The organism is Draconibacterium sediminis (assembly GCF_000949475.1).
Taxonomy (GTDB): domain Bacteria; phylum Bacteroidota; class Bacteroidia; order Bacteroidales; family Prolixibacteraceae; genus Draconibacterium; species Draconibacterium sediminis.
Genome location: NZ_JRHC01000001.1, coordinates 2129512 through 2143738, shown reverse-complemented (window position 1 = coordinate 2143738; position 14227 = coordinate 2129512). Strand labels below are relative to the sequence as shown.

The 14227-nt window shown below is 41.9% G+C and carries 11 protein-coding genes; 8 read left to right on the top strand and 3 right to left on the bottom strand.

Translation table 11 applies throughout. The annotated features are described in order from the left end of the window. Positions 1-58: 58 nt before the first annotated feature. Positions 59-1513, top strand: coding sequence for an aminoacyl-histidine dipeptidase (locus LH29_RS08330; protein ID WP_045027647.1), 1455 nt, complete (start codon positions 59-61; stop codon positions 1511-1513). A gap of 478 nt (positions 1514-1991) precedes the next feature. Here the strand turns inward: LH29_RS08330 and LH29_RS08325 are convergent, their stop codons facing one another. The 3 genes from LH29_RS08325 to LH29_RS08315 all read right to left on the bottom strand — a co-directional run bounded on the left by LH29_RS08325 (position 1992) and on the right by LH29_RS08315 (position 4729). Then, positions 1992-2468 (bottom strand): hypothetical protein, encoded by a 477-nt coding sequence (locus LH29_RS08325; protein WP_157493619.1) that lies wholly within the window; start codon positions 2466-2468, stop codon positions 1992-1994. Positions 2469-2505: 37 nt separating this feature from the next. Then, positions 2506-3072, bottom strand: a complete 567-nt coding sequence (locus LH29_RS08320) for a nitroreductase family protein (RefSeq protein WP_045027641.1) — start codon at positions 3070-3072, stop codon at positions 2506-2508. A gap of 241 nt (positions 3073-3313) precedes the next feature. Further along, the gene (locus LH29_RS08315) at positions 3314-4729 is read right to left on the bottom strand and encodes a type III PLP-dependent enzyme domain-containing protein (protein WP_045027638.1); all 1416 of its coding nucleotides are present in this window, start codon (positions 4727-4729) and stop codon (positions 3314-3316) included. A 454-nt stretch (positions 4730-5183) separates the two neighbouring features. On the opposite strand from LH29_RS08315, the gene LH29_RS08310 reads away from it, so the two are divergent. From LH29_RS08310 to LH29_RS08280, 7 genes are all read left to right on the top strand, one after another. Further along, complete coding sequence (locus LH29_RS08310; protein ID WP_045027635.1) at positions 5184-6377, top strand: saccharopine dehydrogenase family protein; 1194 nt, start codon at positions 5184-5186, stop codon at positions 6375-6377. A 70-nt stretch (positions 6378-6447) separates the two neighbouring features. Further along, entirely contained in the window at positions 6448-7584 is a 1137-nt protein-coding gene (gene nspC / locus LH29_RS08305) for a carboxynorspermidine decarboxylase (protein WP_045027633.1), read from the top strand. Between the two features lie 34 nt (positions 7585-7618). Next, positions 7619-9409, top strand: a complete 1791-nt coding sequence (locus LH29_RS08300) for an alpha-L-fucosidase (RefSeq protein ID WP_045027631.1) — start codon at positions 7619-7621, stop codon at positions 9407-9409. 812 nt (positions 9410-10221) lie between these two features. Continuing rightward, positions 10222-10683 (top strand): potassium channel family protein, encoded by a 462-nt coding sequence (locus LH29_RS23730; RefSeq protein ID WP_052670694.1) that lies wholly within the window; start codon positions 10222-10224, stop codon positions 10681-10683. Beyond that, positions 10661-11797, top strand: a complete 1137-nt coding sequence (locus tag LH29_RS08290) for an HlyD family secretion protein (protein ID WP_045027628.1) — start codon at positions 10661-10663, stop codon at positions 11795-11797. The genes LH29_RS23730 and LH29_RS08290 overlap by 23 nt, the downstream gene beginning before the upstream one ends. Beyond that, the gene (locus tag LH29_RS08285; protein ID WP_045027625.1) at positions 11787-12821 is read left to right on the top strand and encodes a hypothetical protein; all 1035 of its coding nucleotides are present in this window, start codon (positions 11787-11789) and stop codon (positions 12819-12821) included. Before LH29_RS08290 ends, LH29_RS08285 begins: the two co-directional genes overlap by 11 nt. Continuing rightward, on the top strand, positions 12811-14193 hold the full coding sequence (locus LH29_RS08280) for an efflux transporter outer membrane subunit (protein ID WP_045027624.1): 1383 nt from the start codon (positions 12811-12813) through the stop codon (positions 14191-14193). The genes LH29_RS08285 and LH29_RS08280 overlap by 11 nt, the downstream gene beginning before the upstream one ends. Positions 14194-14227 lie beyond the last annotated feature (34 nt).

Here is a 14227-nt window from a genome sequence, read left to right as displayed (position 1 = left end):
TCCGTCAACAAATTTTTCCGTTTGTTTTTCCAACTTTGTACTTCTAAATTTCTGGAGAATGAAAACATTAGCAGCGTTAAAACCACAGCCTCTTTTTAACTATTTCGAAACCATTTGCCAGGTGCCACGGCCATCGAAAAAAGAGGAAAAAATAAGACAGTATTTACTTGATTTTGCCGAGCAGAATAAGCTTGAAGCAACCACCGATAAAATTGGGAATGTTGTGATAAAAAAACCTGCCAGTAAAGGAATGGAGCAGGCGCCAACCGTTATTCTGCAAACGCACATGGATATGGTTTGCGAAAAGAATTCGGACAAGGAATTTGATTTTGATAATGACGCCATTGAGACGATGATTGTTGATGGTTGGGTAAAAGCCAACGGAACAACATTGGGTGCCGATTGCGGAATTGGTATTGCAGCCCAATTGGCGGTACTGACTTCAAAAGAACTAAAACACGGCCCAATTGAATGTTTGATAACAGTGGATGAAGAAACCGGATTAACCGGTGCTTTTAACCTGCAACCCGGCTTTTTATCGGGTTCGGTTTTACTGAACCTCGATTCGGAAGACGAAGGAGAACTGTTTATCGGGTGTGCCGGCGGAATTGACACGCTGGCTACTTTTGATTACCAGCAGGAAGAGACTCATGAGAACTCAATTGCTCTAAAAATATCAGTTAGCGGACTTTTGGGAGGACATTCGGGCGACGATATTCATAAAAACCTTGGAAATGCCAATAAAATTCTCAACCGCTTTTTATGGAACTGGAACGAGGATTTTGAAATCCGCCTCGCCGATTTTAACGGTGGAAATTTACGCAATGCCATCGCCCGTGAAGCTTTTGGCATTATTACCATTCCTGCCGGAAAAAAAGATGATGTGCTGGCTTCATTCAACAAAATGGCGGCTTCCATAAAAGATGAATTTCAGTTTGCCGAGCCAAAACTGGAAATCAATTGTGCAGAAGTTGAACTACCGGCTTTTGTTGTTGATTCCGATACGCAGAACAAACTTTTAAATGCAGTGTATGCTTGTCCGCACGGTGTTTTGGAAATGAGTTCGCGCATGGAAGGGATGGTGGAAACATCGACAAACCTTGCTTCGGTAAAATTTACCAACGACAATAAAATAGTGATAACCACCAGCCAGCGTAGCGAAATTGAAGGACGTAAATATTACGCTGCCGAAACCGTAAAAGCTGTTTTCAACCTTGCCGGGGCAAAAGTAAGACACAGCGACGGTTACCCGGGCTGGACACCAAATCCAAATTCTGACATTTTAAAAACCACTGTTGATTCTTACAAAAAGCTGTTTGGTGTTGAGCCGGTTGTTCGCTCCATCCACGCAGGATTGGAATGCGGATTATTCCTTGAAAAATACCCGCACCTCGATATGGTTTCGTTTGGGCCAACCATTAAAGGAGCTCACTCGCCCGATGAAAGACTTGACATCTCAACCACTGAAAAATTCTGGAAACACCTAGTTGATGTGCTTGAAAATATAAGGTAGTGTGCATAATATAATCTTGATTATCAGAGACCACCAACAGGAGTGAAAGAATTTTCTCATCTCTTTTATTTAGACAATCAGTTTATAGTTACTTTCTATTTATTTCGTCCGGGATCACGAACAACCCCGATTCTGCTTTCTTCGCCGGACGAAATCGACTTCATGCCCTTTCCCGGCGCTTCCTGACTCCGTCAGTCGCACCGGGTTATTGGCTGCCGCCCCTTTAGGGCTCTTAACAAATAGCGCTAAAAGTGCGTTTTACTTTAGCCCGGGGCAGAGTAATTCTTCGAATTACGCCGCCCCGGGCTAAAGTAAAAGTTTGTCATGTGAATCGTCCGGCGAAGAAAATCGTTCAACGCTGATGGTTGTTCCGGACGAGAATTAAAACAGCCCTATATAAAAGCGATGTATAAAGAAGCAACAGCTTTAATCCCGAATAGGCGTTAAAAAAAAGGAGCTTCAATTGAAACTCCTTTTTTTATTCTTTATTAAAATAAAATGATCGTAATGCAATGCTGGTTCCTGAACTTTCAGGATTCCGCTTTTCGACAATCCGAATCTGCAGCGTGTGCTTTCGGTTCTTTAAATCTTTATTCAGCGTAAAACCTTTTAATGTTGCATCTGACTTATTTGAATAAACATCAAGCTCAAACCAGGGCTGCCCATCCAGGCTGTATTCTATAATTCCTGAATTGTTATCGGAATAAACCAAAATACCAACGGCCGTTCCTTTAAAACGAAATTTGATAATCTCGCCGGGGTATTCTCCCTGCAGTATCTTTTCGTTCGAAACCTTTGTTATTTCCCAGCCTTTTATGGGCTTTGGCGGATCGGGTGATATAAAAACCGGGTTTGGAAAATCTTTCCCGTCAACCAAGGTTGATACATCCTGATCGGTTTGTGCCTGTGTTGTAAAACCAAGTACCAGCATTAAAAAGATTCCCACTATTCGCATGATTCAGATTTTTTTTGAAAAGCTGAAGGTAACAATTTCAATCTTTCCATTCAATTTTTTCCTTCCAGTCGCGTCGTCCCGGCGAAGGAAAATCCATCATTACCTGCCCAACATAAAAGAAGCCCAAACTTTTTTGGTTGTTTTCCAGTTCAAGCAATCTATCAAACAACTCTATAAAAGTTGGTGTGGCCCAAAACGCAGCCAAATCCATTTCTGTAGCCGTTAACCACATATTTTGCACGGCCATCGATACCGCGGCAATTTCTTCCCATTCGGGTAAACGCCCGGCCGAATCGGGCTGTAAGATTACCGCAATTGCCACAGGTACCTGCTCAATTGTAGAGGCAAACTTTTCTATTTTTTCGGGAGCAACCGGATAACCTTCCTTTTGCTTTTCAAGTAACAAAGTCCTCGCATCAGCGGCCAGTTTGGCTTTGGCTTCGCCACGGTACACTTTAAAGCGCCAGGGTTCTGTTTTTTTATGGTTGGGTGCCCAGTTGGCACTTCTCAACAACTCTTCTACCGAGCCGTTTGGCAAGTCTTTTTTTGCAAATAAACGGGGAGGTGTCGCTCTTCGGTTTTTTATAATTTCTATAACTGACATATAGTTTTTTTAAGAAAAACACAGTTCCCCTAAAAAAGTTGAATGATTTTGCAAAGCCATTAAGCCGCAGGAAAGGATTGAAAAAGATTGATGGGGATTGATGAAAGATTGATGTTTAAAATAAAATAGGCATCTCCATCCGATCACATAAAACTATTAATCAATTATTACCCGCATCCGGGAACAGCTTTCGCTCTTTCCCGAAACGACAAACAAGTAAACTGTAAACTGAGACTGAAAACTATTCCTCGTCCTTGGTATAACCTAAAATCTTGAACATTTCCTCAGCCGACTGCTCGTTACGATATACATAATCGAAGAAATTACCTTTCTCGTCGCGATCGATAATTACATGTTTTGGTGCCGGAATCAAACAGTGTTTAATTCCACCATAACCACTAATGGCATCCTGATAGGCACCGGTGTGGAAGAACCCAAGATACAGCGGCTCCTTGTCATCGTCGGAATACGAAGGCAGCAAAACCTCCTGGTTAAAGTCTTCCGAGTTGTAATAGTCCGAGTGGTCGCAACTGATACCGCCAATATTGGCACGTTTGTATTCGTTATTCCATTTGTTGATCGGCAGTAAAATAAATTTCTCGAAGATCGACCACGAATCCGGAATGGTGTTCATTAAACTGTTGTTAATAATGTACCAGCTTTCGGTATCGTTTTGCTGCTTTTGCTCCAACACCTCGAAAATAATCGCGCCACTTTCGCCAACCGTATATTTGCCAAACTCGGTATAAATATCCGGATCAGGCAGGTTTTCAGCCGAGCAGGCTGTTTTTATATTCGAAACAATTTCTTTAATCATGTACTCATAATCGTACTCAAACCCCAGGTGGTTACGAATTGGGAAACCCCCACCGAGGTTAAACGAATCGAGCGTATCGCATTGTTTTTTCAACTCCACGTACAGCTTCATGGCTTTTTGGAACTCGCCCCAGAAATACAAACTGTCTTTAATTCCTGAATCAACAAAAAAATGAAGCATCTTTAATTCGATGTTTTTCTTTCCTTTAATCTGATTTTGAAAAAACTCCGGGATCTTGGTGTGTCTGATTCCCAATCGCGAGGTGTAGTAAGCCGACTGCGACTCCTCGTTTATGGCCATTCGGATACCCACTTTTACCTTTTCGCCATTGGCCAGTTTTTCAATTCGCTCCAGTTCGTTAATACTATCCAAAACAATAATATTATTCTTAAACCCAAGCCGTTGAAGCTCAATAATCTTTGTAAGGTATTCCTGCGTTTTATATCCGTTATGAATGATCTTACGGTTTTTATCGATCTTTTTATCCTTAAAAAGATGCAAGATCAAGTCGATATCGTATGATGAAGAAGTTTCGAGGTTTACATTGTGTTTTAAAGCCTCGTTAACCACATGCGAAAAGTGGTTACATTTTGTACAATAACAATAATAATATTTGCCGGTATAATTGTTCTTTTTTATGGCCTTATTAAACAGGTTACGCGATTTTTTGATTTGCTCCCCAATTTTCGGCAGGTATATAAACCGAAACGGGGTACCGTATTTTTTAATCAGATATTTTAAAGAGATTCCGTGAAACGTTAACGAATCGCCTCTTAAATCAAAGCCTTCCTGCGGGAAGTAGTAGCTTTGTTCAATCAAATCAAAATAAGTATTCTTCATCTACGTAGCCATAAAAATTATTAGTGTTTTTGTATTTTTTTCAAAGCGCAAATAAATATAATTTTTTCGAATAAATGCGCCATAAAATGAAATCACCCCAAACACTCTCCTATTTTAATGTTCCAAACAAATTGAAACGTTCTTTCAAAGTAAAAAAATAAGTAGCACCAATCAAAATTAACAGGCCAAACAACTTAATTTATTTATTAAAGCGGCTGAAATATTAAAATCAGGAAAACAACAAACGCCTGCCACAATTTTACCAAACGAAGGCTCAATAATATTATCGTTTTTCAGCCCTACACCATTTGCATTAAAATCTTTATTTTCGAAAGTTTCACCCATTAAAAAAAATGCTTAATTTGTCTCTGATTTTTTTGTAATCTTCGAACGAAATTACAATATTCATGAGAATATGTTTTATGTTATTGAATTAAAATGATTGATTAAGAAAATGAGTAAAGTATTAATAATTGGAGCTGGTGGTGTTGGCCGTGTGGTTGCCAGTAAATGTGCTGACAACCCTGAAGTTTTTTCTGAAATTTTATTGGCCAGCCGTACTGTCTCGAAATGCGATGTAATAGCAAAAGAAGTTGGTAAAGGAAGAATTAAAACGGCCTCGTTAAATGCCGATAATGTTGCCGATACCGTTGCACTAATCAACGAATTTCAACCGGAGTTGGTTATCAATGTTGCGCTTCCGTACCAGGATCTTCCGATTATGGATGCCTGTTTGGAAACCGGTGTAAACTACCTTGATACTGCCAACTACGAACCAAAAGACGAAGCTAAATTTGAATATAGCTGGCAGTGGGCTTACCACGATCGTTTTAAAGAAAAAGGTATTATGGCTGTGCTGGGTTGCGGATTCGATCCCGGTGTAACAAGCATTTATACCGCTTATGCAGCCAAACATCATTTTGATGAAATGCACTACCTTGATATTGTAGATTGCAACGGCGGTGACCATGGAAAAGCATTTGCCACCAATTTTAACCCGGAAATTAACATTCGCGAGATTACACAAAACGGACGTTACTGGGAAAACGGACAATGGGTGGAAACCAAACCTTTTGAGATTAAACAGGCCTTAAATTACCCGAATATTGGTGCCAGAGACTCCTACGTTCTTTATCATGAAGAGCTGGAGTCGCTGACCAAAAACTTTCCAAGTTTGAAACGCGCACGTTTTTGGATGACTTTCGGCCAGGAATACCTGACTCACCTTCGTGTGATCCAGAATATTGGTATGAGCCGCATAGATCCCGTTAAATACAAAGGTATTGACATTATTCCGTTGGAGTTCCTGAAAGAGGTACTTCCAAACCCGGGAGATCTTGGCGATAACTACACCGGCGAAACATCGATTGGATGCCGCATAAAAGGAGTAAAAGACGGCGAAGAAAAAACCTACTACGTTTGGAACAACTGCAGCCACCAAAAGGCATTTGAAGAAACCGGGACTCAAGGTGTATCTTACACCACCGGCGTTCCTGCAATGTTGGGTGCCATGATGGTACTTACCGGAAAATGGCAGGGCAAAGGCGTATTTAACGTTGAAGAATTCGATCCGGATCCGTTTATGGAAAAAATCGGAGAACACGGCTTACCGTGGAACGAAGAAATTAATGGCGATCTGGAAGTGTAACAAGCCAGGCGCAGAGGGCAAAGAGCACGGCGCCTTTTCCCTCTGCTCTTTGCGCTAAGCCCTTAGCAAAATGAATTATAAAGAAATACCATCGCCGGCTTTTGTGCTCGATGAAAAACTACTGCGTAACAATCTGGAACTGATCAACAGTGTTCAGCAGGAAGCCGGCATTGAGATTATCCTTGCATTTAAAGGATTTGCCATGTGGAGCGCCTTCCCCATTGTACGCGAATACCTGAAAGGCGCAACAGCCAGCTCGTTGTACGAAGCACGTTTGTGTTTCGAGGAAATGAAAACCCGCGCGCATCTTTATTCGCCGGTATACCTTGATCATGAATTTGATGAGTTGATGAGTTACAGCAGCCACATTGTTTTTAATTCAGTTAAACAGTTTGATAAATATTACCAACGCACGCAAACTGCCGGTCATAAAATTTCTTGTGGTATTCGGGTAAATCCTGAATATTCGGATGTGGGTACCGATCTTTACAACCCTAGTGCTCCGGGTTCGCGACTGGGAATTGGAAGCAACGAAATGCCGGATGAACTGCCTGAAGGAATTGAAGGTATTCATTTTCATGTGTTGTGCGAATCGGATTCATTCAGCCTCGAAAAAGTACTCAAGAACCTCGAAAATAAATACAGTAAATACCTGCACCATGTAAAATGGGTGAACATGGGTGGCGGCCACCTGATGACACGGGAAGGCTATAACCACCAACACCTCATCAAACTGCTGAAAGATTTCAGAAAAAAATACGATGTAAAAGTTATATTGGAACCCGGCAGTGCCATTGCCTGGGAAACGGGCGTTTTGGTTTCAACCGTTCATGACATTGTGGAACATCAGGGCGTTAAAACAGCGATTCTGGATGTTTCGTTTACCGCCCATATGCCCGACACGCTGGAAATGCCCTACCGCCCGAAAATTATTGGGGCCAAAGATCCATCAGAAGAAAGCCGATACCTTTATCGTTTGGGAGGCGGCAGTTGTCTGGCAGGTGATTTTATGGAAGCTTATGATTTTGGACGAGAGTTACAAATTGGTGAACAGATCGTTTTCCTTGATATGATTCATTACACCATGGTAAAAACCACCATGTTTAACGGTGTTAATCATCCGTCAATTGCCATTTGGACAAAAGATGATGAACTACAGATTATTCGGAAATTTAAATACGAGGATTTTAAAAACCGGTTGTCGTAGTTATAAGCTATTTACTAAACTAACTAACCAACTTATGAAAAACCTTATTGTTTTAATTTGCCTGCTTTGCAGTTTAACTTCATTTGGCCAGAAAAACACCAATGAACGCGCCAAATGGTTCACCGACGCGCGTTTTGGAATGTTTATTCACTGGGGCGTTTACAGTGGTGCCGAAGGTTACTGGAAAGGTGAAAAACTGCGTCACGACAACAACTACGCCGAATGGATTTTATACCGAAACCGTATTGAACGCGACGAATATGTTACACTCCTCGACCGCTTTCGATGGGACGAGATTGATCCCGAGGAGTGGGTAGTTCTGGCTAAAAATTCGGGGATGAAATACATTACCATTACAGCCAAACATCATGATGGTTTTGGGTTATGGGACAGCCAGGTTAGCGATTACGACCTGGGAAATTACACCAACCCCAAACGCGATATCATCGCCGAAATGGCCGAAGCCTGCAAAAAACACGGCATAAAGCTTTGTCTGTATTATTCGCATTGGGTGGATTGGGAACATCCGCTTGGCTGGGACCATACCCGCGAAATCTATAAAATATCGGAAAGTGATTACGACCGCTACTGGCAGCAAAAAGTAATACCGCAAATTACCGAGCTGCTAACCAAGTACGGCGAAATATCGATGCTTTGGTTCGATATGTGGATCCATCACTCCGAAAGTATTGTTAGCAAAGACCAGCTACTTCAGCTAAAATCACTGATTCGCGAGTTACAACCCAATTGCCTTGTAAATTCTCGTTTAGGTTTGTCTATCGAAGAAGATCCCGACATTGATTACAAAACACTGGGCGACAACCAACTTGGCGAAAAGAAGGAGGATTTCCCCTGGCAATCGCCGGCAACAGTTGCTCATTCCTGGGGTTTCCATTCTTCTGATTCGCAATGGAAATCAACAACAACATTACTGAAATCACTAATTGGCAACGTTAGCTTGAATGGAAATTTTATGCTGAATATCGGGCCACGTGCCAACGGCGATGTGCCTTTTGAAATTTCGCAACGCATGCTTGAAATGGGCAAATGGCTTCAGGTGAATGGAGAATCGATTTACGGTGCAGAAGCTTTCGACCTAAACAAAGACCTTCACGACTGGGGAAAAATTACCTGTAAGCAAGATGGAAACAGCTTTAAATTGTTTTTGCATGTTTACAACTGGCCGTTAAACAAACTCATCAATCTAACAGGAATTACCGCGACTCCTGAAAAAATCTACCTGCTGGCCGATACACAGAAATCACCTCTCTCCTTTTCACATTCCGGAGCATTTACTCAAATCATACTTCCCGATAACGAACCGGATCCGTATGTTTCAGTACTAGTGGTTGAATACCAATCGAAACCGGAGATTATGGATGGGCTGGTAGCCCAAACAAGCGATGATGGCTATTCACTGCTTCCCGGAAATCAGAATCCGCAGCCTGAATCAATGAAGATTGCGTCTCCGGTAAAACACGGTACGGTTCCCGCTCATGTATCAGCTGATGGTGTTACTGATTTTAGCTGGAAGATCTACGTTGACAAACCGGGTGAAAAACGTGTGGATGTGTCGTATAGTTTTCAGGGTAACAGAAACAACAGCCAGATAGTTTTAAACGCTGCGGAGCAATCGTTGTATCATCCGGTGCATCCAACCGGGCAAACAGTTGGCGAACCCAACCAGAACTGGCATATCGATAATTTCGAATCGAACGAAATAGGAACGATCAATTTTCTGAAACCAGGTTTTTACACCATCGAGCTCAGTATTCAACCAACCGAAGCAGACCCGATCAAGTTCCAATGGTTGTGGATTAAATAAGTATGTAGCCCGATAAAAGACTAAACGACCTTATTAACAATTGTTGATAACCGCGGTTAATTCATGGTGGATATAAACGACTGAAAATCACTTGCATTTTTCATTTTTCGCTGTATATTTGATTTATCAGGTGAGCGATAAAAGGCTGCTTGGAAATTGTGGAAACGGGAAAAGTTTCTTAGTCGAAACCGGAACCATTTCATCCCACCCTTCGGGGCGGCACAATGAAAAAGCTGAAGTTTGAACGCGATATTCTGGAGTATCAAAGTTCAGGCAATCATCTGGAAGAAAATCCAGAAGTTCTTTCAAGATTGGGTCATCAGGCAGGAAGTAACAAGATCAAGGTCTTAACTGCGAAACTGCACAACGAAAACGAGGCAACTCAAACCCGTTGATTGGAAAGGGGACATCCTTAGGGATTAGCTGAATACACTGAAAGACACTTCGTTCAGGAAGGTAAGCGCGATTACCGAAAGAACAACCGGAAGGCTGAGCCGTAGAAAGCACAGCCCGAAAGTTAAGGCAAAGGCGGATTCGAAAGAAAAAGCCAACGCCGGTCGTAATAACCGTAACCTGGCACCAATAGTAACTTCGGTTGCTAGAAAGTGAATGGGAGCTATTTGTAACAGAATAGTTCCCATTTGTGTTTTATAGAAACCGATCATTCTCCCTCATATTCCCAAAACAATCCACATAAATTCATTCCAGCTCTTGATTTACGTTTTAGTATTATGTAATTTTAACAAAACACAAGTTTAATTCCCGACCTTTCTGTCTGGTGATTACACTGTTATTTAAAATTCTTAAATAAAATGTTTAAAATTCTAATAATTGGTTTTGCCATAATCGCCTTTAATGTTGTTCTTCAGGCGTGGGCAAATATCTACCTTACACGAAAAACAGTAAGTGTTATAAGCGAGTGGAAGAAAAAGCTCAATAATATGCGAATATTACGCCTGCTTGTTTATTCCTTCCTTTTTCTAACATTCTTACATGCAATCCACTCTTTGATCTGGGCCTATTGTCTGTATCTTATCCCAAGCATACAGCCCGATTTTGCCAGTTTTCACGACATTTTCTATTACTCGATTGTCACCTTTACAACGCTTGGTTATGGCGATATGACAATTAGCTCAGAATGGAAAATTCTGTCGGGAATTGAGGCGATAAACGGGATAATGCTAATTGGATGGTCAACAGCATTGATGTATTCGTTGATTCAAATTATATATAAAACCTTACGAGAACAAAATGGCAAGCAACGAAAAAACTGAACCAAAAGAACAAGAACCGGTTGAAAACAAGCAACAGGAAACACCGGCGAAAAAAAGCCCGGTGAAGAAAATAAGTCTTATCGTCCTTATCATCACGGTACTTATTTTTATCATCAATGTCCTTTCCGATCGCCATACGCCTCACACCGATCAGGCTCGGGTAAAAGGGCTCGTATTGCCGGTAGCCCCAATGGTTAGCGGCTATATTATCCAAACCAATGTAAGCCAGCACTCGCGTGTAAAAGCAGGCGACACCTTGTTTATCATTGACCCAACATCGTACGAAATTGCCGTAAAAGTTGCCGAATCGAACCTTGAAAAAGCCATTCAGTCGATTGATGCGGGTGAATCGACGTTAAAATCGGCACAGGCACGTTTAAGCCGTGCAAAAGTAAAACTCGAACGATCGACAAAAAACTGGGAACGCACCCAGCGAGTTTTGGCAGAAAACGAAGGAGCCCTTTCCGAAGCTGACATAGACCGATCGGAAGCTTCGTACCTTGAGGCTATTGAATCGGTAAAATCATCGCAAGCCGACCTGGAGCGGCAAACCGAAGCTTTGGGACCGCTTAACGAAAACAATCCAACAATAAAAGCTGCCTTAAACAACCTCGAGAATGCACAAATAAATTTAGGGTACACAGCGGTCATTGCTCCATCTGATGGAATTGTGGAAAGCTTTAACATTGAAGATGGCTATTTTGCTGCGGCAGGGCATTCACTTATGTCGCTGGTTTCGAACAACGATATGTGGATTCAGGCCAACCTGAAAGAAAATAACCTCTCGAAAGTGGAACCTGGCGACAGAGTGGAACTGATTTTTGACATTGAACCCGGCAAGGTTTTCGAAGGAAAACTCACCAGTATTTCTTACGGTGTATCCGTCGACAATACCAATCCGAACGGTTTGCCAAAAGTATCATCGGCCCAGGGTTGGTTGCGAGATCCGCAACGGTTTCCGGTGATGATTGAGCTGGAAGACAAAGAAATTATAAGCAAACTACGCCAGGGCAGCCAGGCCGAAATTGTAGTGTATACCGGCAAAAAGCCACTACTGAATATGATTGCCCGTTTACGCATCAGAATCATGTCGAAACTTTCGTATGTCCGATAAAATCAAAACATATTTTGCTGATTTAAGAAACGAATACCCTGTTTTACGTGCAGTTTTTGCCGTTACGCTTGCACTGGTTTTTGCCACCACTGTTGGTTATCCGGCTCCTCACCTCACGGCCATTTTAACCATGATGTTCATCGGTCCGGGGAAACAGGCACTCGGGCTAAAAAAAGAAATTATTGTTCCGTTTTTAATTTATGTTCTAGGGTCTATCGGCGTATTTCTGGGTAACCGACTTATCGACTACCCGCTTGTAATTCTGCCTTTACTGGCCCTGGCCATTTTCTGGAGTTTCAAACTGGTAAAAATACCAGCCCCCATCCGTTTGGTATTTTTGATGTTGATCGTGCTTATACCCTTTAACAGTATAACAGCCAACGCCATTGGCGGAATAATTCTACAGGTATTACTACTGAATTTGATTATTGCACTCATCATCGTAAAGATTGCGTTTGCGTTATTCCCCGATAAACCGGTAAGTACCAATTCCACGAAAAAGAAAAGTGCAGCGCCTCCAAATCCGCTCGACATGAACAAAGTGGCTTTTAACGGTGTGCTGGTGATTTTCCCTCTGGTAGTACTATTCTATCTTTTTAATGCCACCGTTGGAACGCTTACACTTGTTTTTACCATTATCCTTGGATTTGATCCTTTTGTATACCAATCAAAAAAAGGGTTGGTAATAATCGTAGCCAACATTCTGGGTGGATTCTTTGGTGTGCTGGCTTATCAACTCTTAATTATTGTACCCGCCTACCTGTTCTATATTTTCCTGGTTCTGTCAGTCGCTTTCTTTTTTATGATCAACCTGTTTTCTACAAAAAAAATAGCCCCCGTTTTCGCAACAAGTTTTAATACATTTATTGTGATTATGGGAATAATTTCCACCTCAACCAGTGGAGCAGGAAGTGAAGTCTGGAATCGTTTATTACAGATCGGTATTGCTATTGTTTACACCACCTTAGCATATGTTGTGGTTACCGCTTTTAATAATCCTAAAATCTCAGCAATTGAAAAATAAAATAACATATTCGCTTATCACCTGTTTGTTCGGAATGTTTATTTTTTCGTGTAATGTTCACGAGAAATTCACTCAACCCGAAATTGAAATTCAGGAAACGTATACTGATGCGGCGGCCGACAGCAGCAGTTTTTCAGATGTCGACTGGTGGCAAATCTTCAACGACAGTATGCTTATCTCACTCATTCGCGAAGGACTGGAAAACAACCTGCAGGTGCAAAATATGGCGACCTCGATCAAACAGTCGGAGTTGCAGTACGAAATTGCTAAAACCATGTTAATTCCGGCGGTAAACTACGGAGGAAGTGCATCTACTTCGGCAAACTCCTTATCCTCGGGCACTTTTAAAGGCAGCGTGGCAGCACTGGCAAATGTTTCGTATACACTCGATTTTTGGGGCCAGCTTACCAACCAGCGCGACGCCGCACTGGAAGCTTATCTCGCCACCGAAATTGGTTATCACCAGGTAAAAGCAACGCTGGTAACTCAAATTGCAAGTTTGTATTTTACATTGCGCGATATCGACAACAAAATCATTGTAGCCGAGAATATGATCGTGAACATGAACGATTTTCACGACATTATTGGTGCGCGATACCGGGGAGGATTTGTTTCGAAAGTAGATGTTAACCAGTCGGAAATTGCGGTAAAAGATGCTGAAGTAACGTTGGAATCGCTACTTCGTGCCCGCGGCCAGCTGGAAAATGCCATTAGCATTGTTTTGGGCTCGGCACCAAAATCTATCCCGCGCGGTCTGCCACTGGAGCAACAAATTATTACATCTGAAATGCCATTGGGTGTACCTGTTTATTTGCTTCAGCGCCGCCCCGACCTTCTTATCAACGAGAAGAAATTAAAAGCACAACTGCGTATGATCGACGCTACCCAGGCTTTGCGTTATCCGAATCTTACCTTATCGCTTGATGTGGGTGCACAAATTACAGATCCATCAATGGTATTTACCGAATTGGCCGCTGATTTGCTGGGGCCGATATTCAATGCCGGACGAATAAATAAATCGATTTCCGTGCAACAGGAAGAATACAATATCCTGGTAAATAACTACATCCAGTCGTATTATTTGGCTTTACAGGAAGTGCAGGATGCTGTGATTGCCATTGATTCGTATCAAAACGAATTCGAGATTAAAAAACAAAAACTCGATCTTTCGCAGGAAGCACTCGATTTGGCCTGGGTGCGTTACGAAGAAGGTGTGACGACTTTCCTCGAATTTATAAACTTGCAAAACTCGCTGTTTAGTGCGCAATTGCAAGCATCGGATTCGTATATGAATTACCTGCAATCGGTAGTAAAACTGTATTTGGCGCTTGGCGGTGGCTGGGAATATGAGGCTTATGTTGATGCTGATTAGTGCCGTAGCAAATCATTTTCTTACTACCTTTACC

Bases quoted from the DNA above. Each gene is read 5' to 3' on its own strand.
- LH29_RS08330 (WP_045027647.1), top strand. From the start codon at position 59: ATGAAAACATTAGCAGCGTTAAAACCACAGCCTCTTTTTAACTATTTC.
- LH29_RS08325 (WP_157493619.1), bottom strand. From the start codon at position 2,468: ATGCGAATAGTGGGAATCTTTTTAATGCTGGTACTTGGTTTTACAACA.
- LH29_RS08320 (WP_045027641.1), bottom strand. From the start codon at position 3,072: ATGTCAGTTATAGAAATTATAAAAAACCGAAGAGCGACACCTCCCCGT.
- LH29_RS08315 (WP_045027638.1), bottom strand. From the start codon at position 4,729: ATGAAGAATACTTATTTTGATTTGATTGAACAAAGCTACTACTTCCCG.
- LH29_RS08310 (WP_045027635.1), top strand. From the start codon at position 5,184: ATGAGTAAAGTATTAATAATTGGAGCTGGTGGTGTTGGCCGTGTGGTT.
- nspC (WP_045027633.1), top strand. From the start codon at position 6,448: ATGAATTATAAAGAAATACCATCGCCGGCTTTTGTGCTCGATGAAAAA.
- LH29_RS08300 (WP_045027631.1), top strand. From the start codon at position 7,619: ATGAAAAACCTTATTGTTTTAATTTGCCTGCTTTGCAGTTTAACTTCA.
- LH29_RS23730 (WP_052670694.1), top strand. From the start codon at position 10,222: ATGTTTAAAATTCTAATAATTGGTTTTGCCATAATCGCCTTTAATGTT.
- LH29_RS08290 (WP_045027628.1), top strand. From the start codon at position 10,661: ATGGCAAGCAACGAAAAAACTGAACCAAAAGAACAAGAACCGGTTGAA.
- LH29_RS08285 (WP_045027625.1), top strand. From the start codon at position 11,787: ATGTCCGATAAAATCAAAACATATTTTGCTGATTTAAGAAACGAATAC.